This window comes from Pseudideonella sakaiensis (assembly GCF_048320135.1).
In the GTDB taxonomy this organism is placed as follows: Bacteria; Pseudomonadota; Gammaproteobacteria; order Burkholderiales; family Burkholderiaceae_C; genus Ideonella_A; species Ideonella_A sakaiensis_A.
In genome coordinates this window covers 58,546-81,547 of sequence record NZ_CP182947.1, presented here as the reverse complement: position 1 = coordinate 81,547, position 23,002 = coordinate 58,546, and the positions used below count along the sequence as shown (strand labels likewise).

The 23,002-nt window shown below is 65.6% G+C and carries 20 protein-coding genes; 7 read left to right on the top strand and 13 right to left on the bottom strand.

Features of this window, described 5'->3' with window-relative positions; genetic code table 11:
• Positions 1-309: 309 nt before the first annotated feature.
• The 4 genes from glgC to dusA all read left to right on the top strand — a co-directional run bounded on the left by glgC (position 310) and on the right by dusA (position 4,834).
• Positions 310-1,752, top strand: a complete 1,443-nt coding sequence (gene glgC, locus ACNH6H_RS00380; protein WP_418314742.1) for a glucose-1-phosphate adenylyltransferase — start codon at positions 310-312, stop codon at positions 1,750-1,752.
• A gap of 178 nt (positions 1,753-1,930) precedes the next feature.
• Positions 1,931-2,083, top strand: coding sequence for a hypothetical protein (locus tag ACNH6H_RS00375; RefSeq protein WP_418314741.1), 153 nt, complete (start codon positions 1,931-1,933; stop codon positions 2,081-2,083).
• Positions 2,084-2,300: 217 nt separating this feature from the next.
• Positions 2,301-3,659, top strand: a complete 1,359-nt coding sequence (locus ACNH6H_RS00370) for a tannase/feruloyl esterase family alpha/beta hydrolase (RefSeq protein WP_418314740.1) — start codon at positions 2,301-2,303, stop codon at positions 3,657-3,659.
• A 152-nt stretch (positions 3,660-3,811) separates the two neighbouring features.
• The gene (gene dusA / locus ACNH6H_RS00365) at positions 3,812-4,834 is read left to right on the top strand and encodes a tRNA dihydrouridine(20/20a) synthase DusA (protein ID WP_418321172.1); all 1,023 of its coding nucleotides are present in this window, start codon (positions 3,812-3,814) and stop codon (positions 4,832-4,834) included.
• Here dusA and ACNH6H_RS00360 read toward each other — a convergent pair.
• Complete coding sequence (locus tag ACNH6H_RS00360) at positions 4,820-5,788, bottom strand: DMT family transporter (RefSeq protein ID WP_418314739.1); 969 nt, start codon at positions 5,786-5,788, stop codon at positions 4,820-4,822. The genes dusA and ACNH6H_RS00360 overlap by 15 nt on opposite strands.
• Before the next feature lie 162 nt (positions 5,789-5,950).
• On the bottom strand, positions 5,951-6,442 hold the full coding sequence (locus ACNH6H_RS00355; protein ID WP_418314738.1) for a hypothetical protein: 492 nt from the start codon (positions 6,440-6,442) through the stop codon (positions 5,951-5,953).
• Positions 6,443-6,726: 284 nt separating this feature from the next.
• Between ACNH6H_RS00355 and ACNH6H_RS00350 the strand changes: the two genes are divergently transcribed.
• Positions 6,727-7,038, top strand: a complete 312-nt coding sequence (locus ACNH6H_RS00350; RefSeq protein WP_418314737.1) for a hypothetical protein — start codon at positions 6,727-6,729, stop codon at positions 7,036-7,038.
• Between the two features lie 88 nt (positions 7,039-7,126).
• On the opposite strand, the gene ACNH6H_RS00345 is transcribed toward ACNH6H_RS00350, so the two are convergent.
• The 9 genes from ACNH6H_RS00345 to ACNH6H_RS00305 all read right to left on the bottom strand — a co-directional run bounded on the left by ACNH6H_RS00345 (position 7,127) and on the right by ACNH6H_RS00305 (position 18,060).
• Complete coding sequence (locus ACNH6H_RS00345) at positions 7,127-8,635, bottom strand: aldehyde dehydrogenase (RefSeq protein ID WP_418314736.1); 1,509 nt, start codon at positions 8,633-8,635, stop codon at positions 7,127-7,129.
• 48 nt (positions 8,636-8,683) lie between these two features.
• On the bottom strand, positions 8,684-9,544 hold the full coding sequence (locus ACNH6H_RS00340; protein ID WP_418314735.1) for an ABC transporter permease subunit: 861 nt from the start codon (positions 9,542-9,544) through the stop codon (positions 8,684-8,686).
• Positions 9,541-10,515, bottom strand: a complete 975-nt coding sequence (locus ACNH6H_RS00335; RefSeq protein WP_418314734.1) for an ABC transporter permease subunit — start codon at positions 10,513-10,515, stop codon at positions 9,541-9,543. Before ACNH6H_RS00335 ends, ACNH6H_RS00340 begins: the two co-directional genes overlap by 4 nt.
• On the bottom strand, positions 10,515-11,621 hold the full coding sequence (locus ACNH6H_RS00330; protein WP_418314733.1) for an ABC transporter ATP-binding protein: 1,107 nt from the start codon (positions 11,619-11,621) through the stop codon (positions 10,515-10,517). The genes ACNH6H_RS00335 and ACNH6H_RS00330 overlap by 1 nt, the downstream gene beginning before the upstream one ends.
• A gap of 68 nt (positions 11,622-11,689) precedes the next feature.
• Positions 11,690-12,817 (bottom strand): polyamine ABC transporter substrate-binding protein, encoded by a 1,128-nt coding sequence (locus ACNH6H_RS00325; RefSeq protein WP_418314732.1) that lies wholly within the window; start codon positions 12,815-12,817, stop codon positions 11,690-11,692.
• Between the two features lie 154 nt (positions 12,818-12,971).
• Positions 12,972-14,366 carry an aspartate aminotransferase family protein gene (locus tag ACNH6H_RS00320; RefSeq protein WP_418314731.1) on the bottom strand — a complete coding sequence of 465 codons (1,395 nt, stop codon included), beginning with the start codon at positions 14,364-14,366 and terminating at the stop codon, positions 12,972-12,974.
• 135 nt (positions 14,367-14,501) lie between these two features.
• Positions 14,502-15,869, bottom strand: a complete 1,368-nt coding sequence (locus ACNH6H_RS00315; protein ID WP_418314730.1) for a glutamine synthetase family protein — start codon at positions 15,867-15,869, stop codon at positions 14,502-14,504.
• 42 nt (positions 15,870-15,911) lie between these two features.
• The gene (locus ACNH6H_RS00310; protein WP_418314729.1) at positions 15,912-16,745 is read right to left on the bottom strand and encodes a gamma-glutamyl-gamma-aminobutyrate hydrolase family protein; all 834 of its coding nucleotides are present in this window, start codon (positions 16,743-16,745) and stop codon (positions 15,912-15,914) included.
• 19 nt (positions 16,746-16,764) lie between these two features.
• Positions 16,765-18,060: an aspartate aminotransferase family protein gene (locus ACNH6H_RS00305; protein ID WP_418321170.1), complete on the bottom strand. Its 1,296-nt coding sequence runs from the start codon at positions 18,058-18,060 to the stop codon at positions 16,765-16,767.
• 173 nt (positions 18,061-18,233) lie between these two features.
• On the opposite strand from ACNH6H_RS00305, the gene ACNH6H_RS00300 reads away from it, so the two are divergent.
• Together ACNH6H_RS00300 and aceA are read left to right on the top strand one after the other, a co-directional pair.
• Complete coding sequence (locus tag ACNH6H_RS00300) at positions 18,234-18,950, top strand: type 1 glutamine amidotransferase (RefSeq protein WP_418314728.1); 717 nt, start codon at positions 18,234-18,236, stop codon at positions 18,948-18,950.
• A gap of 251 nt (positions 18,951-19,201) precedes the next feature.
• A complete protein-coding gene (gene aceA / locus ACNH6H_RS00295; protein ID WP_418314727.1) occupies positions 19,202-20,503 on the top strand; it encodes an isocitrate lyase in 1,302 nt (433 codons plus the stop codon).
• Between the two features lie 273 nt (positions 20,504-20,776).
• Here aceA and ACNH6H_RS00290 read toward each other — a convergent pair whose 3' ends face one another.
• Both ACNH6H_RS00290 and ACNH6H_RS00285 read right to left on the bottom strand, forming a co-directional pair.
• Entirely contained in the window at positions 20,777-21,631 is an 855-nt protein-coding gene (locus ACNH6H_RS00290) for a FadR/GntR family transcriptional regulator (RefSeq protein ID WP_418314726.1), read from the bottom strand.
• A 78-nt stretch (positions 21,632-21,709) separates the two neighbouring features.
• Complete coding sequence (locus ACNH6H_RS00285; RefSeq protein ID WP_418314725.1) at positions 21,710-22,912, bottom strand: CaiB/BaiF CoA transferase family protein; 1,203 nt, start codon at positions 22,910-22,912, stop codon at positions 21,710-21,712.
• Between the last annotated feature and the right edge of the window lie 90 nt (positions 22,913-23,002).

Sequence of the window (23,002 nt, the reverse complement as noted above, 5' to 3'; positions counted from 1 at the left end):
CCGTGTGCCTCATTCTCGTAGGAATCGACCTACCGCCGCGTCGGAAATTCTGAAGCCAATTCAGCAGATTGTTCCGATGGCGCGGCAACGGGCCGGACCACATGCTCGCTGCATCACAACAAGAACCTGAGCGGGCCGAGGCCCGCGCCGACACCCATCTGTGCAGTTGCTGCTGACCGACAAATTGCCGGCCTCGTGCCATGTCGGGCATGCCGATTGCCAGCCTGGAATCAAGTGTCCCTCGGCGGATCGCCAGCGATCCGTGACGGACCAGGTCGGAACGCCAGGTTCAATACAAGGAATGACCCGATGCAAGAAGCCGTACCGTCATCACTGAATCTGCTGCAGGCGCGTGAGCCGATCATCCACATGCCGGCGCAGTCCGGTGTGCGGCAGGCGAGGATATTCGCAGAGCGCAGCAGCGGCCAGGCCGACGCGGCCGAGCGCAACGAACTGGTGCGCGCGACCTACACGCTGGTGCTGGCCGGCGGACGCGGCTCGCGCCTGCAGGAGCTGACCGAACTCGAGTCGAAGCCGGCGATGCCGTTTGGCGGCCAGCTGAGGATCATCGACTTCACGTTGAGCAATTGCATCAATTCCGGGCTGCGCCAGATCAGCGTATTGACGCAGTACAAGGCGCAGAGCCTGATCAGGCACCTGAGCCGCGGCTGGAATTTTCTCGACGGCTGCCGCGACGAATATATCGACATCGTCCCGGCCCAGCAGAAGATCGGCGACAACTGGTACGGCGGCACAGCCGATGCGGTGTTCCAGAACCTCGATCTGATCAAGGCCGCGGGCAAGCGTTATGTGCTGGTGCTGGCCGGCGACCATGTCTACCAGATGGACTATGGCCAGCTGATCGTCGAGCATGTGCGCCGCCAGGCCGATGCAACGGTGGCCTGCACCGAGGTCGACCTCGACAAGGCGTCCGACTTTGGCGTGATGGGTGTCGATGGCGAGCGCCGGGTCGTCAGTTTTGCCGAAAAACCGGCCAAGCCGAAACCAATGCCCGGGCGCAGCGACAAGGTGCTTGCCAGCATGGGCATCTATGTCTTCGATGCCGATTTCCTGATTCGCGAGCTGAAGCGTGATGCAGCGGATCCGCGCTCACGCCACGACTTCGGCCGGGACATCATTCCCGGTGCGTTGTCGCGGGCGCGGGTCTTTGCACACGACTTTGCCGACAGCTGCCGAGGCAGCGTCGACGGCAGCCCGTATTGGCGCGACGTCGGCACGCTCGATGCGTACTGGAATGCCAATCTCGACCTGCTCGGGCCGGACCGCACGTTGAACCTGAACGATGCCGACTGGCCGATCCGCGGCGCGCCGCAGGCGCTGCCTCCGCCGCGCTTCGAATCCGGCGCAGGCGGGCGCTCGATCGAGCTCTGCGACTCGATCGTATCGGCCGGCTGCATCGTCCGCGGCGCGACGCTGCGCCGCACGATGCTGTGCCAGAACGTCGAGGTCAGGTCGGGCAGCCTGGTCGACCACAGCCTGTTGCTGCCAGGCGTCGTCGTCGGCCGCCGCGCCGTCGTACGGCGCGCGATCATCGACAGTGGCTGCGTGCTGCCCGACGGCATCAAGATCGGTGTTTTTCCGGCCGAGGATGCACAGCGGTTCACCGTCACGAAGGGCGGGGTCGTGCTCGTCACCGCGGAGATGCTGGCCGGATTGCCGCAACCGGAGCGCTGCCGGTTTACCGAGGCACTGGCCTGCGCAAACGGTACCAGCGAGGCCATCGAAGCCTGAACTGCTGCCGGCAACTTCCATGCCGATGCCACTCCTGCACCCAAAACTTCGGGTTAACCCTAGGCATGATCTAGGGAAAACCCTATAATGGCCACTCGCGGGCATGCCTTGGTCGGCCCGCGGGGTCCGCGGCGCAATCGCCTGCACCGCGGACCGGCCGGAATTGCAGGAGTTTTGAATGTTCACCACCTACCGTGTGCCGCCGCTTCGCAGCGGGTCGCAACGTCCGCTGAATGCCTTGTTCGCCGCGCTGCGGCAATGGTCCGGCAAGGTGACCGGGCAGCCAGTCCGTCGCGGCCAGTCGGGCGCGCACGCAGCCCACGGCTGCTGACAGACCTCGCCGCCGCCCGGACCGGGCCGCCCGCTCTTTTGGTCGTCGAGCCGTCGCTGCGGCCGGCGCCGGCAATCCGGCCAACCGCCCGATTTCCCGCTTGTCGACCCGGTCTGGGCTTGCCAAGCGGACCCGCTCTCCCGATGATCGCGCGCACCACACGCAGCGCGGCCGCCAATGGCCCGTTGCGCCATCATCGATCGACCGGGAGTTGTGCATGAAAAGAAATTGCCTCGGCCTGCTGGCCGGCCTTGCGCTTGTGGTTGCCGGCGCACCGGCACAAGCCGCACAGTGCACCAACATGTCGGCGCTCGTCGTGCCGGGCGCCGAATACCAGGTCGCGAACTGTTTCGACGACCTGTCGACGACCTATCTGGTCGCAATGGGACGCACCGACGCGAGCGACTGGGCGACGCTGCACTCGCAGCGCACCCGCAATCCGTCCGGTGCGGTGCCCGGCATCCAGATCGACGGGTATTTTCCCGACAGCTCGACGTCGAACGGCACCTACGGGCTGAACCATGACGCGCAGTTCGTGATCCGCCTGCCGGACCATTGGAACGGCAAGCTGGTGATCACCGGCGCGCCAGGCATCCGCAAGCAGTACGCCAACGACTACCTGTTCAGCGACTGGCTGATCGCGCGCGGTTATGCCTACGCCTCGACCGACAAGGGCAACAACGGCACCAACTTCCACCGCGATGGCGCGACACCCGGCGATGCGCTGGTCGAATGGAACAACCGCGTGACCGAACTGACGCTGGCGACCAAGGCCGTCGTGCAGCAGCGCTACGGCCAGCCCGCCGCCTATACCTACATCACCGGCATCTCGAACGGCGGTTACCTGACCCGCCACGCGCTGGAAAACCGGCCCGACCTCTACGATGGCGGTGTCGACTGGGAAGGCGCGCACTGGCGCCCCGAAGGCCCGAACCTGTTCACCTTCCTGCCGGCGGCGCTGAAACACTATCCGCGTTATGCGGCGACCGGCGACCGGGCGGCTTACGACGCGATGATCGCCGCCGGTTTTGCGCCGGGCTCGGAATTCCTCTGGGACTACCACTATGCGGTCTACTGGGACCTGACCCAGCGCACCTACCGCGAGGAGATGGACCCGGGCTACGACGGCTCGATCGAGGCCGGCATCCCGTTCTGCGCATCCGGCACGCCCTATTGCGATGCCGACTATCTCTATTCGGCGCGCCCGCAGGCGGTGAAGGATGCGGTGGCCAAGGTCGCGTTGACCGGCCGAATCGAAAAACCGATGATCACGCTGCACGGCACGCTCGATACGCTGCTGCCGATCGGGCCGAATTCCGATGCCTATGTCGCGCTGATCGAACAGGCCAAGCGCAGCAAGCTGCACCGATATTACGTCGTCGAAGGCGGCAATCACGTCGACCAGCTCTACGACGAACACCCGGACAAGCTGCGCCCGATTGCGCCTTGCCACCGCGCGGCCTTCATCGCGCTCGAAAAATGGGTCGAAGGCAAGGGCAAGAAGGCCGAGCCGCCACCGAGCCGCTTCATCTCGCGGCCGGGCAGCGGCGATCTGGCGAACGAATGCAGCTTGTAAGCGGCTGAGGGGCGATTGCGGAGCGCATCGGCGCCGCTGCGCGGTCGCGAATAAAATTGGGGTCCGCGTCGCGCGAATCCGTTGCCGCGCGAGTCCGCTGCCACCTGCGGCGGCCAAGCCCGTCAACGCCGGGCCGTCTTTGCAGTCATTCCCTGAAAGTCGTCTTGAACTCCCCGCACGCTGCCTCGTGGAAACTGTCCGTCGCCCCGATGATGGACTGGACCGACCGCCATTGCCGGGTATTTCATCGGCAGATCACGCGGCGGACCCGGCTGTACACCGAGATGGTGACGACCGGCGCGTTGCTGCATGGCGATGTCGCGCGCCACCTCGAACACGGCGAGCAGGAGCATCCGCTAGCCTTGCAGCTCGGCGGCAGCGAAAGCGACGACCTGGCCCGCTGCGCGAAGCTCGCCGAGGCCTGGGCTTATGACGAGGTCAATCTGAATTGCGGCTGCCCGAGCGAACGCGTGCAACGCGGCGCCTTCGGTGCCTGTCTGATGAACGAGCCGCAGCTGGTTGCCGACGGCGTGAAGGCGATGCGCGACGCGACCTCGCTGCCGGTGACGGTCAAGCACCGCATCGGCATCGACCAGTGCGAGGACTATGCATTCGTGCGTGACTTCGTCGGCACCGTCGCCGAGGCCGGCTGCGAGGTCTTCATCGTCCACGCCCGCAATGCCTGGCTGAAGGGCCTGAGCCCGAAGGAAAACCGCGAGATACCACCGTTGCGCTACGAGACGGTCCACAAGTTGAAGGGCGATTTCCCGCAACTGCAGATCGTCGTCAACGGCGGCATCAAGGATTCGGATCAGATTGCCATCCAGCTCGACGCACTCGATGGCGTGATGGTCGGCCGCGAGGCCTACCACCAGCCTTGGCTGATGGCCGACTGGGACCAGCGCTTTTTTTCGGCGCCGCCGCGCCCGCTCGACCGCTCGATGGTCGAGGCCGCGATGCTCGACTACATGGCCGCGCAGCAGGCCGCAGGTGTGCCGTGGAGCCATGTCTCGCGGCACATGCTCGGCTTGTGGAATGGCATGCCGGGCGCCCGCCGCTGGCGCCAGGTCTGGTCGGATCACCGGCTGAAGGGCGAGTCGCCGTACCGCGTGGCCGAACTGGCGACCCAGGCGCGCCAGCAGTCGGCCCGGCTTGCCGAATCAAGCCCGGCCTGAGCGCGCCGGCCAGGTCGCCAGCACGATGCCAAGCACGCCGAGGCCGAAGGCGAGCGCCTGCGCGGCATTGATCCGTTCACCGAGAAAGAGCACGCCGACCGCCGCTGCGCTGAGCGGCAGCATCACCGTGAAGACACCGGCCGACGCGGCGGGCACATGTTTCAGGCCGGTCATCCATAACCAGACGGTGATCATGCTGGCAGCCAGCGAGTAGAACAGCAGCAGCCCCCAGTCGGCTGCAGCAACCGCGGCAAAGTTATAGGACAGTGCCTGATACAAGCCGAACGGCGTGACGAGTGCGAGGCCCCACAGGTTGACCAGTGCACTGATCCGCTTCGCCGACAGGTTGCCAGTCAGCCGCTTGCCGATCACGACATAACTGGCTTCGCAAAACACCGCGGCGACCAGCAGCAGGTTGCCGAGCCACGGATAGTCGCTGCCCAGCCCGAGCGCTGCGCCGCCGGCATCGGCCTGCTTGTTCAACGCGACCAATGCGATGCCGCCAACGGCGCAGCCGATGCCGAGCAGCACCCGGCCTGCAATCCGCTCCTTCAGGAACAGCCACGACAACAATGCGACGACGCCGGGCATTGCCGCCATCGTGACGCCGGCGGCCAGCGCCGAGGTCAGCGCAACGCCGAACAGCATGCAGATCGAGAACATGAAGTTGCCGAGAAAACTTTCCCAGAACAGCAGTTTTCGATCGTGGGGGGTCAGCGGCGCCTCGCCAGGCCGGCGCCGCACCCAGCCGGCCATGGCCACCGCAGCGATGCCGAAGCGCAACCAGGCGAGCAGGAAGACCGGGAAGATCACGACCAGCCATTTCGACAGGCCGACATAACTGCCGACCAGTGCCATGCTGGCGGCGAGGCTGGTGTAGGCAAGCAGGCGCGAGCCGCTGCTCGGCGCCGGCGTCGGGTGGATGGCGGCGGGGGCCGCGGTCGGCAGGGTCATCGGCGGTTTGCGGTCAGGCGCTAAGGATGGCCTGAGTGTCGCAGAGGCCGTCGTTGCCGATCGCGGCCAACAGGGGACGGCAAGTGTCGCCGCTTCAGCAGCGACAGGGGTCATGAGCCGCGCCGCTCCAGGGCGCGGCCGAGCTGCGTTGACCGCCGGAACTCAGTGGCGCCAGGGATTGTCGGGCCGCCGATCCCGGCGATTCGGCACGCCGTCGCCGTCACGGTCGCGGTCGTACCGGTTCGGTATGCCGTCGTTGTCGCGATCGCGGTCGTAGCGGTTCGGAATGCCATCGCGGTCGAAATCGCGGCGCGCGGCACGCGGCCCGCCATCGCGGTAACCGGGCACCAGAATCCAGCGGCCGCCGTGCGACACCCAGGCTGGCTCGACCCAGCGTGGCGCGGGCCTCGCATGGACCCAATGCCCTGGCACCCAGACCTGGCGGCCGCCGCGCCAGTCCCAATGGCCCGGAGCCCAGAAAGCCCCGCGGCGTGGAGCGGGTCTGTATTCGACCGGCGGATGGCCGATGTTGATCGCGATATGCCCGGTGACACCGGCAGCCGCCGGCAGCGGCAATGCAGCGCCCAGCCCGGCCGCCAGCAGCACCGCGCTGCAAGCCTTGAACTTCAACATCATCGTCTCCTTGATGTTCATCGTCGCCCTCAGTGCAGGCGTGCGCTTGCGGGCCAGCCCATTGCAGCATGTCGTCTTCGATCGCATCAACCGCCGATACCTGCTTTTTCGACTGGCAACAATGCGAAACATCGCGGAACACAGATCGCGATCACGGGTCGGCCGGATGTCGGATGATCACGGCGATGAGATATCAGGCCACCCTCGGCGCCGCCCTGCTGGCAGCGTCTCTGGCAGCAGCATGCGCCGTGCAGCCGGCGTCTGGCCCGCCCCGCGGCCATGCGCCGCCGGCCCGGTCAGATGGCGTGCAGCCCCGTGAATTCACGCTGCAGTCCGCGATCCAGGCTGCCCGGGCCAATGCGGGCAGACAAGGCGGCGTTGCCGCCGATGCGCTGGTCGTGATCAGTGCGGACCATGTGACCTGGTCGGATGGCAGCCTCGGCTGCCCGGCGCCCGGCATGGTTCATACGCAGGCGCTGGTGCCCGGTTATCGAATCCGGCTGCGCGGACCGGCTGGCCAAGCGCTCGATTACCACGCAAGCCAGCGTGGCACGCTCGTGCTGTGCCCGGCTGGGCGCGCAATCGATCCAATCACAGGCAGCGACAGCCGCAGCTGAAGCGCGGACGGCAGGAAGGCTCGGCCTTGCGGGTGTCGAGGCCAGGCCGCGCATCGAGCGGAGCAGGGCGCTCCAACGCAAGACCCCCTCAGCTGTCGATGCGGATCCAGGTCGTCTTCAGCTCGGAATATTTCTCCAGCGCGTGCAGCGACTTGTCGCGGCCGTTGCCGCTTTGCTTGTAGCCGCCGAACGGTACGCTGATGTCGTCCTCGTCGTAGCAGTTGACGTGCACGGTACCGGCGCGCAGCGCGCGTGCCACCCGGTGGGCGCGGTTGATGTTGTCGCTCCAGACGCTGGCCTGCAGACCGTAGCTGGTGTCATTGGCAATCGCCAGCGCTTCTTCCTCGCTGTCGAAGCGCAGCACGCTGAGCACCGGGCCGAAGATTTCCTCGCGGGCGATCTTCATCCGGTTGTCGACGCCGTCGAAAACGGTCGGTTCGATATAAAAACCGCCGCTGTCGGCATCGACCCGATTCCCGCCAGTGACCAGCCGCGCGCCTTCGCTTTTACCCGCCTCGATATAGCCGAGCACGGTATCGAGCTGGCCTTCGTCGACCATCGCGCCCATCGGCGCCTTGCCGCCGAGCGGATCGCCAGGCCGGTAGGCCGGCGCCTCGGCCGCGAGCCGTTCGACAAACGCGTCGGCGATGTCGCGGTGCACCAGCAGCCGCGACGGCGCATTGCAGCTTTCGCCCTGGTTGAAGAACATGCTGCCGGCGATCGTCTTTGCGGCGCGGTCGAGGTCGGCAAAATCCGGAAAGACGACAAACGCCGATTTGCCGCCGAGCTCGTTGTAGACGCGCTTCAGGTTGCTGCGCCCTGCATAGTCGAGCATCTTGCGGCCGACCCGCGTGCTGCCGGTAAAGCCGATCGCATCGACGTCCATGTGCAGCGCCAGCGCCTCACCGGCCTCGTGGCCGTAACCCGGCACGACATTGAAAACGCCGGGCGGAATGCCGGCGGCCAGCGCCAGCTCGGCCAGCCGCAGCGCGGTCAGCGGCGATTTTTCGCTCGGCTTCAGCACCACCGAATTGCCGGCGGCCAATGCGGGGCCGAGTTTCCACGCCGCCATGATCATCGGGTAATTCCACGGCACGACAACGCCGATCACGCCCATCGGCTCACGCGTGATCAGCGCCAGCGCCGATGCCGCGGTCGGCGCGATCTCGTCGTAGACCTTGTCGATCGCTTCGCCATACCAGGCGATGCAGCGTGCTGTCGCGGCGACGTCGACCGCCAGGCTGTACTGCACCGGCTTGCCCATGTCGAGCGTCTCGAGCAACGCCAGTTCGGAGCCGGCCGCGGTGATCTGCTCGGCAAATTTCTGCAGCACCTTCTTGCGTGCTGCCGGCGACTTGCCGGCCCAGCGCCGGTCGTCGAAGGCCTGGCGGGCGCTCGCCACCGCGCGATCGATGTCGGCCTCGCGGCAACGCGCGACCGGGCACAACTCACGACCGTCGATCGGCGAACGCTTGTCGAAGGTTTCTTCACCGAGCGCGGGATGGCGTTCGCCGCCGACGAACATCCGTCCATCGAGGCTCAGCTTGGCAGCCGCACCGTGCCAGTCGATCGGTTCGTGTTTGCGGTTGCTGCTCATGATCGGCGCCTCCGGGCAATGCTCAGAGGCCGATCATCGCTCAATTGCTCAGCGGTCCCGGGCCGCCTGCGCAATATCGCGTTGCCGCTGGCGCTCGGCGCGCACGATCATGATGGTCGCGATCACCACCGCAATCGCGACCAGCGCGATGATCACCGTCGCGACCGCATTGACGCCGGGGTTCAGGCCCAGCCGCGCACGCGAGAAGATTACCAGCGGCATCGTCGTCGAACCGGGTCCCGAAAGAAACGCCGCGAGCACGACATCGTCGAGCGACAGCGTGAAGGTCAGCAGCCAGGCCGAGACCAGCGACTGCGAGATCATCGGCAGCGTGACCAGGGCAAACACCTGCGACGGCCGCGCGCCGAGGTCCATTGCCGCTTCCTCGAGTTGCGGATTCAGTTCGCGCAACCGGGCCTGGATGACGACGGTGGCATAGGCCATGCCGATCAGCAGGTGGCCGAGCAGGATGGTGCCCATGCCGCGTTCCGGATAACCGGTCGCGCGTTGCAGCGCCACCATCATCAGCAGCAGCGACAGGCCGATCACGACCTCGGGCATCACCAGCGGCGCGGTCACCATGCCGGTGAACAAGCCGCGGCCGGTGAAGCGCTTGTAGCGGACCAGCGCAACGGCGGCGAGGGTGCCGAGGACGATCGCCCCGGTTGCGCTCATGAAGGCGATCTTGATGCTCAGCCACAGGCCGGCGAGGATCTCGTTGTCCTCGAGCAGCGAGACATACCACTTGAAGGTGAAGCCGGCCCAGGTATTCGGGATCGGCGAATCGTTGAACGAATAGACGATCAGCGCGACGATCGGCAGGTACAGAAAGCCGTAGCCGGCGATCAGCCAGAATTTCGACAGCCCGCCGGTGAAGCGCGGGCCGAACAGTGTGCCGCGCCGGCTCATGACCGCGCCTCCTCGCCCTTGCTCTGGATGTGGCTGAACAGCATCATCGGCAGCAGGATCAGCAGCACGATCACGACCGCGACGCTGGACGCCATCGGCCAGTCGTTGTTGCTGAAGAATTCATCCCACAACACGCGGCCGATCATCAGCGTCTGCGGCCCGCCGAGCAGTTCCGGGATCACGAATTCACCGATGCACGGAATGAAGACCAGCATCGAGCCGGCAACGATGCCGGATTTCGACAGCGGCACCGTGATGCGCCAGAACGCGACTGCCGGCGTCGCGCCGAGGTCGTTGGCGGCCTCGAGCAGCCGCAGGTCCATCTTCGACAGGTTCGCGTACAGCGGCAGGATCATGAACGGCAGATAGGTGTAGACCATGCCGATCACGAGCGAGAACGGCGTATTCATGAAGCGGCCGTCGCCGCTGATCATGCCGCCGGCCTGCAGCAGCTGGTCGAGGCCGGTCGCGAGCAGGAAGTCGGCCACCAGGCCGCCTTCGCTGAGCAGCCCCTTCCAGGCATAGACGCGCAGCAGGAACGAGGTCCAGAACGGCAGCATCACCAGCATCAGCAGCGCCGGCTGCCACTGCTGCTTCGCGCGCGCCATGAAATAGGCGAACGGGTAACCGATCGCCAGGCAGCAGACGGTCGTGATCGCCGCGTATTTCAGGCTCGACAGATAGGTCAGGACATACAGGTCGTCCTGCGTGATGAACAGGTAATTGCCGAAGCGGATGCTCAGCTGCAGCACGCCGTCGGCATAACGCAGCAGGTCGCTGAAGGTGACGCCAAGCATCTCCGAGACGCTGATCCGCAGCACGATCAGGAACGGCAGCATGAAGAAGACCAGCAGCCAGAGGTACGGCACGCCGATCACCCAGCGACGGCCCGAAAAACCCGGCAGCCGCCAGCGGCGGCGGCCAGGTGGGGTCGCGGCGCCGGACGTCGCGATGACGGTCTCGCGGCTCATCACTGCGTCAGCACCACCGCGGCCGAGTCGCTCCAGCTGGCCCAGCCGGTCTCGCCGGTGGCCAGCCGGTCACCGCGCACCCGGTCGGCATTCGCTTCGCTGACCTTCAGCATCTGGCCACTTGCCAGCTGCAGGTGGTAGACCGACTGGGCGCCGAAATAGCTCGTATCCCTGATCGTGCCGCGCACCCGGTTGTGCGGCCCGGCCGGCTCGCTGCGGCCGAGGCGGATCTTTTCCGGACGGATCGCCACCGCGACCGGCATGCCGCGGTGCGCGGTCACGCCGCGGCCGATCAGGTGGCTGCAGTCGGCACATTCGATGATGCAATGGTCGGCGGCATCCTCGACCAGCGTGCCGTCCATCAGATTCACGTTGCCGATGAAGTCGGCGACGAAACGGTTTGCCGGCGATTCGTAGATGTCGGCCGGTGGCCCGACCTGCAGCACCCGGCCTTCACTCATCACCGCGATGCGGTCGGCCATCGTCATCGCCTCTTCCTGGTCGTGGGTGACCATCAGGCAGGTCACGCCGACGTCCTTGATGATGTGGGTCAGCTCGATCTGCGTTTCCTCGCGCAGCTTCTTGTCGAGTGCGCCGAGCGGCTCGTCGAGCAGCAGCAGTTGCGGCTGCTTGGCCAGGCTGCGCGCCAGCGCGACACGTTGCTGCTGGCCGCCCGACAGCTGGTGCGGCTTGCGTTTGGCATACGGCACCAGCTGGACCAGCTTCAGCATCGCATCGACCTGCTCGGCGATCTTGTCCTTCGGCAACCGGTCGCGCTTCAGTCCGAATGCGATGTTGTCCCACACCGTCAGGTGCGGAAACAGCGCATACGACTGGAACATCATGTTGATCGGCCGCTCGTACGGCGGCCGGTCGGCCAGATCCTGGCCGTCGAGCACGATGCGCCCGGAGGTCGGCGTCTCGAAGCCGGCGAGCATGCGCAGCAAGGTCGACTTGCCGCAGCCGGACGAGCCGAGCAGCGCAAAGATCTCGCCTTGCGGGATATTCAACGAGACATGGTTAACCGCGACGGCACCGCCGCCGAAGTCCTTCACCAGGTCGACAATCTGCAGATACGCCGCCGGCGCGGCGCTGGCCCCTGACATCGATTCCCTCCGACAACGTGCACGGTCCGGCGCGGCGCGTCAGGCACGCCGGCACCGGACCGATTCGATCAAAGCCCTGACTTGAAGGTCGTGAAGGCCCGCGTCATCGCACGCCGGACGTCGTTGGTCATCGAGTCGGGTGCTTCCATGCGGGCCATGTCCTCGTCGCTCAGGAAAACCGTCGGATTGTCCGCGATCTCCTTCTTCACGAACTTGCGCGATTCCTTGTTCGGGTTCGCATAGAAAACCTTGTTCGTCAGCGACGCATGGACTTCCGGGCGCAGGATGTAGTTGATGAACTTGTGCGCATTCTCCGGATGCGGCGCATCCTTCGGGATCACCATCACGTCGAAGATCAGCACCGCGCCGGTTTTCGGAACCAGCACCTCGATCTTCTGGCCTGTCTTGCCATCGATCGCACGCTGGCGGGCGATGCTCATGTCGCCCGACCAGCCGAGCGCGACGCAGATCGAGCCGTTGGCCATGTCGTTGATGTAGCCCGACGAGCTGAACAGCGTCACGTGCGGACGGATCGATTTCAGCAGCGGCCCGACCTCCTTGTAGTCGGCGACATTCTTGCTGAAGCCCGGCTTGCCGAGGTAGCGCAGCGCCGCCGGAATCACCTCGGTGGCGGAATCGAGCACGCTGACGCCGCAGCTTTTCAGCTTCGACACATATTCGGGCTTGAAGATCAGGTCCCAGGCGTTTTCCGGCATCGGCATGTTGCCGAGCGCCGCCTTGACCTTGTCGACATTGATGCCCACCGTCGTATAGCCCCACAGCCAGACGACCGCATGCTGGTTGCCCGGATCGAGCTTGGCCACCTGCGCCTGCACCGACGGCTGCAGGTTCTTCAGATTCGGGATCTTGCTCTTGTCGAGTTTTTGCAGCAGCCCGCCTTCGGCCTGCACCTTGGCCCAGTAGACGGTCGGCACAACGATGTCGTAGCCCGATTTGCCGGCAACCAGCTTGGCGTGCAGGATTTCGTTGTTGTCGAAATTGTCGTAGCGGACCTTGATGCCGGTTTCCTTCTCGAAATTGGCAATCGTGTCGTCGGCTATGTAGTCCGACCAGTTGTAGATGTTGAGCACCTTCGGCTCGGCGGCGCTGGCCGGCACGGCCGACAGGCTTGCGCTTGAAGCGGCAAACAGCGCCACCACGCTGGCAAACATGTTGTTCCGGAAACGGGTTTTCATGGCTCGTCCTTTTGTCGAAGTCAACAGGTATCGGTTCGTCTGACGCGAACTCCAGGTTGCAAGTCTAGCCACCCTCGGCGGGCGGCTGTCCACGGCAGCGTCCGCACGGGCTGCATCAGCGGCAACCCGCAATCGCCGTGCCAGACGCCGTGGCTCAGACGGCGCCGCGGCGCTTCAGTTCCTCGAGCGTGCGGTCGAGTGCGGTGCGGATCAGCCCGACCATCTCGTCGATCTGCGCTCGCGTGATCACCAGCGGCGGCGCGATGATCATCCGGTCACCGACCGCCCGCATCACCAGGCCGATCTCGAAACAGATCGTCCGGCAGATCATCCCGACGTCGACGTCAGAGTCGAAACAGGTCGAATTTGCCTTGTCCTTGACCAGCTGCATCGCGGCCATCAGCCCGCAGCTCTGCACTTCGCCGACCAGCGGGTGGTTCTCGATCGCGGCCAGACCTTCGGCCAGATAGGGGCCAACATCGTCGCGCACCCGCTCGACCAGGCCTTCGCGCCGGATCAGCCGCAGGTTTTCGACCGCGACCGCACAGGCCACCGGGTGCCCGCTGTAGGTGTAGCCGTGGTTGAATTCGCCGCCTTCCTCGATCAGCACCCGGGCGACCTTGTCGCCGACGAGCACGCCACCGAGCGGGATATAGCCGGAGGTGATGCCTTTTGCGAAGGTCATCAGGTCCGGCTTGAAACCCATCGTCTGGCAGCCGAACCAGTTGCCGGTGCGGCCGAAACCGCAGATCACTTCGTCGGAGATCAGCAGGATGCCGTACTTGTCGCAGATGCGCTGGATCTCGGGCCAGTAACTCGCCGGCGGCACGATCACGCCGCCGGCGCCCTGCACCGGCTCGCCGATGAAGGCGGCGACCTTGTCGGCGCCGATCTTCAGGATCCGCGCCTCCAGCCACGAGGCCGCCTTGCGGCCGAATTCCTCGCGGTCGGTGCCCTGGCCGACGCCGAACCAGAACGGCTGCTCGATGTGGCTGATGCCGGGGATCGGCAGCCCGCCTTGTTCGTGCATGCCGCTCATGCCGCCGAGCGAGGCGCCGGCCATCGTCGAGCCGTGGTAGGCGTTGTTGCGGCTGATGATGTGCTGCCGCGCCGGCTGCCCCTTGATGTCCCAGTAGCGGCGAACCATGCGGACGATCGTGTCGATCGATTCGGAGCCCGAGCCGGTGAAGAAGCTGTGGCTGAATCCGGGCGGCGAGATCTCGGCAAGCAGTTCGGCGAGCTCGATCGCGCGCGGATTGCTGGTCTGGAAAAAGCTGTTGTAGAACGGCAGCTCCTTCAGCTGCCGCGTCGCCGCATCGATCAGCTCCTCGCGCCCATAACCGACATTGACGCACCACAGCCCGGACATCGCGTCGAGCATCTTGTGCCCTTCGCTGTCCCACAAATAGATGTTGTCGCCCTTGACGATCACCCGCGACCCCTTCGCCGCCAATGCCTTGAAGTCGGTGAACGGATGCAGAAAGTGCGCCGCATCGGCGGCCTGCCAGTCGGCTGTGCTGCGCTCGGAAGAAGTGGTCGTTTCGGCCATGAAGGTCAGTGAAAAAGTACGGTTTTCAGGTAAGCGAGCGCAGCGAAGCGTTTATCAAGCCACCCCCGAGGATCCGGCTCTGCCGGGCCGATGGGGGGCGCCCCTTGGGGGCAGGAGCGCAGCGACTGGGGGGCCCTATACATGGAGGAGAAGGTGCTCCCGCTCCCACGGCGAGATCACCTTCATGAATTCGGCATATTCGACCTCCTTGACCTCGGTGTAGACGGTCACGAAGGCGCGGCCGAGTACGTCGGCGAGGTCGGTTTCGTCGCGCAGCAGCGCCAGCGCCTCGCCGAGGCTGCGCGGCAGCCCGTAGTCGCCGAGGTAGGCGTCGCCCTTGCATTCCGGCGTCGGCTCGATCTGTTTCTTGATCCCGAGATAGCCACAGGCCAGCGTTGCGGCGAGCGCGGCATACGGGTTCGCGTCGGCGCCGCTGACGCGGTTCTCGACCCGCCGCGCGACCGGCGTCGCAACCGGCGAACGGATGCCGACGGTGCGGTTGTCGGTGCCCCACTGGATATTGATCGGCGCAGCCGTCGAACGCACCAGCCGCCGGTAGCTGTTGACATACGGCGCGAAGATCGCCATCGCCGCCGGCACATACTTTTGCAGGCCGCCGATATACCAGTAGAACTCCTTGCTCGGGCTGCCGTCCTCGTTGCTGAAGATGTTGCGGCCGCTCGCCTTGTCGACGATGCTCTGGTGCACGTGCATCGAGCTGCCCGGCTCGCCGGCGATCGGTTTCGCCATGAAGGTCGCGAACATGTCGTGGCGCATCGCCGCCTCGCGCAGCGTGCGCTTGAAGAAGAACACCTCGTCGGCCAGTCCGAGCGGATGGGCGTGGAAGAAGTTGATCTCCATCTGGCCGGCACCGATCTCGTGGATCAGCGTGTCGACATTCAGCTGCATCTTCTCGCAGTACGAATAGACATCCTCGAACAGCGGATCGAATTCGTTCACCGCATCGATCGAATACGCCTGGCGCGAGGTTTCGGCGCGGCCGCTGCGGCCGATCGGCGCCTTCAGCGGCACGTCGGGGTCGGGGTTGCGGGCAACCAGGTAGAACTCGAGCTCAGGTGCCACGATCGGCTCCCAGCCTTCGGCGGCGTACAGGTCGCAGACGTGGCGCAGCACCGAACGCGGCGCGAACGGGATCAGCTTGCCGTTCTTGTCGAAGCAGTCGTGGATGACCTGCGCGGTCGGATCGCTGGCCCACGGCACGATGCGCACCGAGCTCGGATCCGGGCGCAGGTGCATGTCCTGGTCGGTCGGGCTGATCACGTCGTAATAAGGCCCCTCGGTCGGAAATTCGCCGGTCACGCCCATCGCGACGACCGCCTCCGGCAGCCGCATGCCGCGGTCCTCGGTGAACTTGCCGCGCGGCATGATCTTGCCGCGCGCGACGCCGGTCAGGTCGGGCACCAGGCACTCGACCTCGGTGACGCCATGCTCGTCGAGCCACTGCTCGAGTTCGCTGAAGGTGAAATTGTCTCGGGAGACCATGGAAAGATGCCTTGAAAAACGACGCGCTGAGACGCCGGGCCGTCAGCGGCCGGAAGAGGGCGCCGCAGCGTCAGCGGTGACCCGTTGCCTGCGGTGCGCCGCGCAGGCCGCTCCGAAGGCCTTGAACAGCCGGACCGAATCGGGATTGTCGACGGCCTGCCATTCCGGGTGCCATTGCACACACAGGTTGAAGGCGGCCGCACTCGGCATCGAGAAGGCCTCGACGAGGCCATCGGGCGCTGTCGCCTCGACACGCAAGCCGTCGGCGAGCCGGCCGACGCCCTGGCCGTGCACCGAATTGACGTGGATGCTGCCGCGGCCCAATACCTCCTCGAGCAGCCCGCCGGGAACGACCTCGATCGGATGTGCCACGCCATACACCTCGGCCGCCGGGGCACCGCTGCGGCCGCCGGCGCCGCGATGTTCGTGGCGCCCGGGGCTCAGCTGAACCGCCTGCAGCAGGCTGCCGCCGAGCGCGACATTCGTTTCCTGCAGGCCGCGGCAGATCGCCAGCAGCGGGATGCCGCGCTGCAGGCAGCTGCGGATCAGCGGCAGCGTCCAGACATCGCGCTCGCGGTCGAGCGGCAGGCTCGGGTCGAGCACCTCCTCGCCGAAATGTTCCGGATGGACATTCGACGGCGAGCCGGTCAGGAAGACGCCGTCGGCCAGTGCGAGGTAGCTGTCGATCTCGTCGGCTGATGCGCTCGGAATCACCAGCGGCAGGCCGCCGGCGATCCGCACCGCCTCGACATATTTCTTGCCGACGACATGGAACGGATGCTCGCCGAGCAGACGGTTGCACGCCGGCACCAGCACGACCGGCGCGGCCGATCGGCCGCTGTCCTGATCCGCAAACGGTGGGTGAGGGTGGTTCAAAGGCGCTCTCTCGGCGGCATCAGGCCGCGCGGCGGATCGCCTTCGCGACCGCGTCGACGATCCGTTCGATTTCTTCAGGCTCGATTATCAGCGGTGGCGACAGTGCGACGGTGTCGCCGGTCGTGCGGACCATCACGCCTTGTTCCCAGCAATCGAGAAAAACCGAAAACGCGCGATTGCCCGGTTCGCCGGCAATCGGCTCGAGCTCGATGCCGGCCACCAGCCCGATGTTGCGGATGTCGATCACGTTCGGCAACTCGCGCAGACCGTGCACTGCGGCTTCGAACTGCCCCTCGAGCCGGCTGCCGCGGGTCAGCAGATCTTCTTCGGCATAGGTGTCGAGCGTGCCGAGGCCGGCGGCGCAGGCCAGTGGGTGGCCCGAATAGGTATAGCCGTGGAAAAACTCGATCAGGTGCGGCGGGCCCGACATGAAGGCATCGTGAATGAAGCTGCGGGCAAATACCGCACCCATCGGCACGCTGCCGTTGGTGATGCCCTTGGCCACCGTCATCAGGTCCGGGGTGACGCCGAAACGGCTTGCCGCAAACGGCGCACCGAGGCGGCCGAAACCGGTGATCACCTCGTCGAAGATCAGCAGGATGCCGTGTTTGTCGCAGATCTCGCGCAGCCGCTGCAGGTAGCCCTGTGGCGGGATCAGCACGCCGGTCGAACCGGCGACCGGCTCGACGATCACCGCGGCGATCGTCGATGCATCGTGCAGCGCGATCAGCCGCTCGAGGTCGTCGGCCAGTTCGGCCCCGTGCGCAGGCTGCCCCTTGCTGAATGCATTGCGCTGCAGGTCGTGGGTATGGCGGATGTGATCGACGCCGCCGAGCAATTGGCCGAACATCTTGCGATTCGCAACGATGCCGCCGACCGAGATGCCGCCGAAATTGACGCCGTGGTAGCCGCGCTCGCGGCCGATCAGCCGCGTGCGCTGGCCTTCGCCGCGTACCCGGTGGTAGGCGATTGCCATCTTCAATGCGGTCTCGACCGCCTCGGAGCCGGAGTTGGCGTAGAACACCTTGTCGAGCCCGGGCGGCGTGATCTTGACCAGCCGCTCGGCGAGCTCGAAGGCCTTCGGGTGCCCCATGTTGAACGGCGGCGCGTAGTCCATCTCGGCGGCCTGGCGCTGGATCGCGTCGACGATCTTCGGCCGCCCATGGCCGGCATTGACGCACCACAAGCCGGCCACGCCATCGAGTACGCGGCGGCCTTCGGGCGTCGTGAAATACATGCCGGACGCTTTCTCGAGCAGGCGCGGCGACTGCTTGAACTGGCGGTTTGCGGTAAACGGCATCCACAAGGCATCCATCTTCCGTGGCGCGGCCGGTTCGGCGGCTGCCGCTGTGTTGTGGTTCTTCTGGTCGATCTTCTCGTCGTACATGGCGCTCCCTTGTGGTGCATTCGGGCAATGCGGCAGTCTACGGCGTCCGCGGCCGCTGCGCCCGAGACCATCAAGGATCGAAGGCGTTCAGAATGCGGCCAATGAATCAACAGCAAAAGCCGGTGCTGGTGCTGCAGCACCTGCCAGACGACGGGCCGGCCTATCTGGCGACCTGGCTTGCCCAGCAGCGCGAGACAATGGACCTGCGCGACCACGGCGACGCCTACCCCCGCGACCTGTCCGGACACAGCGCATTGGCGGTGCTCGGCGGCGAGATGAGCGCCAACGACGATCTGCCGGCGCTGCGCCGCGGCGAAGCGCTGATCCTCGATGCGATGGACCGCGGCGTGCCGGTGATCGGCCACTGCCTCGGCGGGCAGCTGATGGCGCGCGCACTCGGCGCGCGGGTCGGTGCGTCGCGCTGGCCGGAAATCGGCTGGCACCGGCTCGACTGGGCCGAACAGTCGGGCGACTGGTTCGGTGATGCAGCGCAGTCGGATCCGGAGATTTTCCAGTGGCACGGCGAAGCCTTCGAACTGCCGCACGGCGCGGTCTGGCTGGCCGGCAATGCGGCCTGCCGCAACCAGGCATTTGCCATCGGCCCGCACCTGGCGATGCAGTTCCACATCGAGCTCGATCTGGCCAAGCTGAAGGTCTGGACCACCGGACACGACCCGGCGCGCCATCTTCGCGACGGCATGCCGGATGCGCAGATACAGAGCACGGTGGCGATCCACGAACGTGCCGCTGCCCGGCTCGCGGCGCAGCAGCGGGTTGCCGCAACCATCTACGCGCGCTGGCTCGGCAACCGTCGCTGAGAGCCATTTCATATCAGACAGCGCGTATTCCGCATTGTGCAAAAGGCGGATGCTGCGCCGCAGCACCACGCTCTCACTTTGTGAGAAGATCGTTCCGCATCATGGGACCTTGAACGCAAGTCGTTGATTTAAAACGAAAAGATTTTTAGTCTTATATAAGACATAAGTCTTCACAAGCGCCGCGCAGCCAGCTAGCATTGAAGCCAACAGATCGACGTTTTTTTCTTCAACCAGTCACGCAAGGAGATTCCATGACGACACAGACCCGCGAACAGCAGATTGCCGCCCTCGAGAAGGACTGGGCCGGAAACCCGCGCTGGAAAGGCATCAAGCGTGGCTACAGCGCGGCCGACGTCGTGCGCCTGCGTGGCTCGCTGCAGATCGACAACACGCTGGCCAAGCGCGGTGCCGAAAAGCTGTGGAACATGATCAACACCGAGCCGTTCGTCAACACGCTCGGCGCGTTGACCGGCAACCAGGCGATGCAGCAGGTCAAGGCCGGGCTGAAGGCAATCTACCTGTCGGGCTGGCAGGTCGCCGGTGATGCCAACAGCAACGGCGAGATGTACCCGGACCAGTCGCTGTATTCGGTCGACTCGGTGCCGAAGGTCGTCCGCAAGATCAACGCGACCTTCAAGCGTGCCGACGAGATCCAGTGGAGCGAAGGCAAGGACGACATCGACTATTTCGCGCCGATCGTGGCCGATGCCGAAGCCGGTTTCGGCGGCGTGCTGAATGCCTTCGAGCTGATGAAGGCGATGATCGAGGCCGGTGCCGCCGGTGTGCACTTCGAGGACCAGCTCGCCGCAGCGAAGAAGTGCGGCCACATGGGCGGCAAGGTGCTGGTGCCGACGCGGGAAGCGGTCAGCAAGCTGGTTGCCGCGCGCCTCGCGGCCGACGTGATGGGCGTGCCGACGATCCTGCTGGCCCGCACCGACGCCGAAGCCGCGGATCTGGTGACGAGCGACGTCGACCCGCTCGACGCGCCGTTCTTCACCGGCGAGCGCACCGTCGAGGGCTTCTACCGCAGCAAGAACGGCATCGACCAGGCGATCGCCCGCGGCCTTGCCTATGCCGAATATGCCGACCTGATCTGGTGCGAGACCGGCACGCCGGACCTCGAGTTCGCGAAGCAGTATGCCGACGCGATCCACGCCAAGTTCCCGGGCAAGCTGCTGGCCTACAACTGCTCGCCGAGCTTCAACTGGAAGAAGAACCTCGACGACGCGACGATCGCGAAGTTCCAGCGTGAACTCGGCGCGATGGGCTACAAGTTCCAGTTCATCACGCTGGCCGGCTTCCACGCGCTGAACTACGGCATGTTCGACCTGGCCTACGGCTATGCGCGCAACAACATGACCGCCTTCGTCGAACTGCAGCAGAAGGAATTCGCCGCCGCCGAGCGTGGCTTCACCGCGGTCAAGCATCAGCGCGAAGTCGGCACCGGTTATTTCGACTCGGTGACGACGACGATCGAAGCCAATGCATCGACCGCCGCGCTGAAGGGCTCGACCGAGGACGAGCAGTTCTTCGAAGAGAAGAAACACGGCTGATCGCGAGGACCGGCACGACCGGTTCCCGCATATGGCTTGAAGATGCCGCCAGTCCGATCGGGCTGGCGGCTTTTTTTGTGGGAGGGGCTTCAGCCCCGCTTCGGGCTTGTGCCATGGTCGCAAATCGGGGCTGAAGCCCCTCCCACGGAAATCGGCGCCCCAGCCTTGAGCCGCGCCGAGGTAATCCTTCTTGTGGGAGGGGCTTCAGCCCCGATTCGGGCTGGTGCAATGGGTGTAGATCGGGGCCGAAGCCCCTCCTGCAGAAGAGGCGCTTCAGCTTCGTGCCGCCACCACCGGCGCAGCCCGCCGCACCTTGCCGACCGCGCGGGGCTTGCGGGCCGGTTCGCTGAGTACATCGATCGTCACCGAGCCGTCGTAGGCGGCGAGCACCAGGTCGCGCATGTGCAGCAGGTGTTCGCGCCAGAAGCGCTCGGTCGCGACCGCATCGCCGCTGCGCATCAATTCCACCGCCTGCTCGCGGCTGCGGATGCTTTGCTGGCGCAGCTTGTCGACGCTGGCGCGGGTGATCGTCCGTTCGGTCACATCCTCGTGCTGGCGGCGGATGATGTCGAAGATCAGCGACGCCAGCAGGTCGAGCGTGCGGTTGCCGCAATGGCGGGTGATCAGCAGCGAAAACTCGGCGCTCAGGTCGGCATAACGAATCAGGTCGCTGCGTGCCGCCTCCTTCGCTTCGGCAATGTTCGCTTCGAGCTCGGCGATCGCGGCCGGATCATGGTGGACCGCCAGCATGCCGGCCGCCGGCGGCTCGAAAATCGTTCGTGCCAGCCAGACGTCCTGCAGCGTCGTTCCCTGCACCTGCAGAAAGACGCCGACCTGGCGCGCAACCGCGCCGAGGTCGATCGTGCTGACCCGCGCACCGCCGTGTTTGCCGCGGCTGATCGAGATCAGCGATTCCGATTCGAGCAGCCGCAAGGCTTCGCGCATCGTCGGCCGCGAGATCGCGAATTCGGTCTGCAGCACGCTTTCCGGATGCAGCTTGTCGCCGGGTTTCAGCCTGCCGGTGACGATCTGGTGCCGCAGTTCCGCGGCCACCCGTTCGGCGGCCTTCGGTGGCTTGCCATTGAGTTGGGCTGCGGCCGCTCGGCGGATCGGCGTCGGATTCGGCATGCGTGATGTTCTGGTACTCGTCGGGTGGCCGTTTATAGCCCGATCCGATGGGGTGCGGCCGACTGCCATGATGGTCGATCAATGGGCGGCAACGGCCTTCGCCGCGATGAAGCGGTCGATCTCGTCATCGCTGAAGCCCTGCTCGTGCAGCACCTCGCGGGTATGCGCGCCGAGCCCCGGTGGCGGATTGCCGACCGGAGCGATCTCGCCATCGAAACGCACCGCCCGCGCCACCGTCTTGACGCTGCCGAACTCCGGGCTGCTGTATTGCTGGACGATGCCCGAGGCCAGGATCTGCGGATGTTCGCCCAGTTCGAGCAGCGTATTGACCGGAGCAAACGGCACGCCGGCGGCGAGAAAGGCCTGCTCCCAGTCGGCACGCGGCCGCGCCGCGAGCAGCGGCCGCAGGATTGCCATCAGCGCGTCGTAGCGGCCGCGGCGGCCGGCATTGCTTGCATAGTCAGGATGCTCGGCGAGTTCGGGCCGCTCGATCGCGACACAGAACTGCTGCCACAACTTGTTGTTGCCGCAGGCGATGAACAGCCAGCCGTCCGATGCCTCGAACGATTCATAGGGCACGTTGTCCGACATCGCATGCGCCGACGCCGGCGCCGCATTCGTGTTCTGCGCCGCCCATGCGCGTTGCAGTCCCCAGGCCTGCAGCGCCATTGCCGAATCGGCCAGGCAGGCTTCGACATGGCTGCCGCGGCCGGTCGTCTGCCGCTCGATGATCGCGGCGAGGATGCCTGAGAAGGCATTCTGTCCGGTCGTGAAATCGATCAGCGGGATGTTGATGCGCGCCGGCGCAGGCTCACCGGGCTGCGGAATCTTCATCATCCCGCTGAAGGCCTGCATCATCGGGTCGTAGCCGCGCGCATGGGCCAGCGGGCCGGTCTCGCCGAAGGCCGAGATCGTGCAATAGATCAGCTTCGGATTGAGCTCCTGCAACTGCCGGTAGCCGAGCCCGAGCCGCTCCATCACGCCGGCGCTGAAATTTTGCAGCACGACGTCGCAGTTCGACGCCATCCGCCGCACGATCGCGCTGCCGTCCTTGCTTTTCAGGTCGACGACGACGCTGCGCTTGTTGCGGTTGACGACGAGGAACAACGTGCCGGACCCAGGCTCGCCGGTGTGGAAGGGCTGCCAGTTGCGCGAGTCGTCGCCCTTCAGCGGCTCGATCTTGATCACGTCGGCGCCGTAGTCGGCGAGCAGCTGCCCGCAATGCGGCCCGGCAAAGATCGTCGAGAAGTCCAGGACCTGGATGCCTGCCAAGGGTTTCATGCGTCTGTGCCGGATGGGTTGCGCTCGCGCCGGCAAGCCGGCCACGACTGGCCAGCTTAATTGGTTAGACATTAGATGGCAAACGAGGGA

Bases quoted from the DNA above. Each gene is read 5' to 3' on its own strand.
- ACNH6H_RS00330 (WP_418314733.1), bottom strand. From the start codon at position 11,621: ATGTCAGGGGCCAGCGCCGCGCCGGCGGCGTATCTGCAGATTGTCGAC.
- ACNH6H_RS00375 (WP_418314741.1), top strand. From the start codon at position 1,931: ATGTTCACCACCTACCGTGTGCCGCCGCTTCGCAGCGGGTCGCAACGT.
- ACNH6H_RS00360 (WP_418314739.1), bottom strand. From the start codon at position 5,788: ATGACCCTGCCGACCGCGGCCCCCGCCGCCATCCACCCGACGCCGGCG.
- glgC (WP_418314742.1), top strand. From the start codon at position 310: ATGCAAGAAGCCGTACCGTCATCACTGAATCTGCTGCAGGCGCGTGAG.
- ACNH6H_RS00370 (WP_418314740.1), top strand. From the start codon at position 2,301: ATGAAAAGAAATTGCCTCGGCCTGCTGGCCGGCCTTGCGCTTGTGGTT.
- aceA (WP_418314727.1), top strand. From the start codon at position 19,202: ATGACGACACAGACCCGCGAACAGCAGATTGCCGCCCTCGAGAAGGAC.
- ACNH6H_RS00315 (WP_418314730.1), bottom strand. From the start codon at position 15,869: ATGGTCTCCCGAGACAATTTCACCTTCAGCGAACTCGAGCAGTGGCTC.
- ACNH6H_RS00320 (WP_418314731.1), bottom strand. From the start codon at position 14,366: ATGGCCGAAACGACCACTTCTTCCGAGCGCAGCACAGCCGACTGGCAG.
- ACNH6H_RS00285 (WP_418314725.1), bottom strand. From the start codon at position 22,912: ATGAAACCCTTGGCAGGCATCCAGGTCCTGGACTTCTCGACGATCTTT.
- ACNH6H_RS00345 (WP_418314736.1), bottom strand. From the start codon at position 8,635: ATGAGCAGCAACCGCAAACACGAACCGATCGACTGGCACGGTGCGGCT.
- ACNH6H_RS00290 (WP_418314726.1), bottom strand. From the start codon at position 21,631: ATGCCGAATCCGACGCCGATCCGCCGAGCGGCCGCAGCCCAACTCAAT.
- ACNH6H_RS00335 (WP_418314734.1), bottom strand. From the start codon at position 10,515: ATGAGCCGCGAGACCGTCATCGCGACGTCCGGCGCCGCGACCCCACCT.
- ACNH6H_RS00355 (WP_418314738.1), bottom strand. From the start codon at position 6,442: ATGAACATCAAGGAGACGATGATGTTGAAGTTCAAGGCTTGCAGCGCG.
- ACNH6H_RS00300 (WP_418314728.1), top strand. From the start codon at position 18,234: ATGAATCAACAGCAAAAGCCGGTGCTGGTGCTGCAGCACCTGCCAGAC.
- ACNH6H_RS00305 (WP_418321170.1), bottom strand. From the start codon at position 18,060: ATGGATGCCTTGTGGATGCCGTTTACCGCAAACCGCCAGTTCAAGCAG.
- ACNH6H_RS00325 (WP_418314732.1), bottom strand. From the start codon at position 12,817: ATGAAAACCCGTTTCCGGAACAACATGTTTGCCAGCGTGGTGGCGCTG.
- ACNH6H_RS00340 (WP_418314735.1), bottom strand. From the start codon at position 9,544: ATGAGCCGGCGCGGCACACTGTTCGGCCCGCGCTTCACCGGCGGGCTG.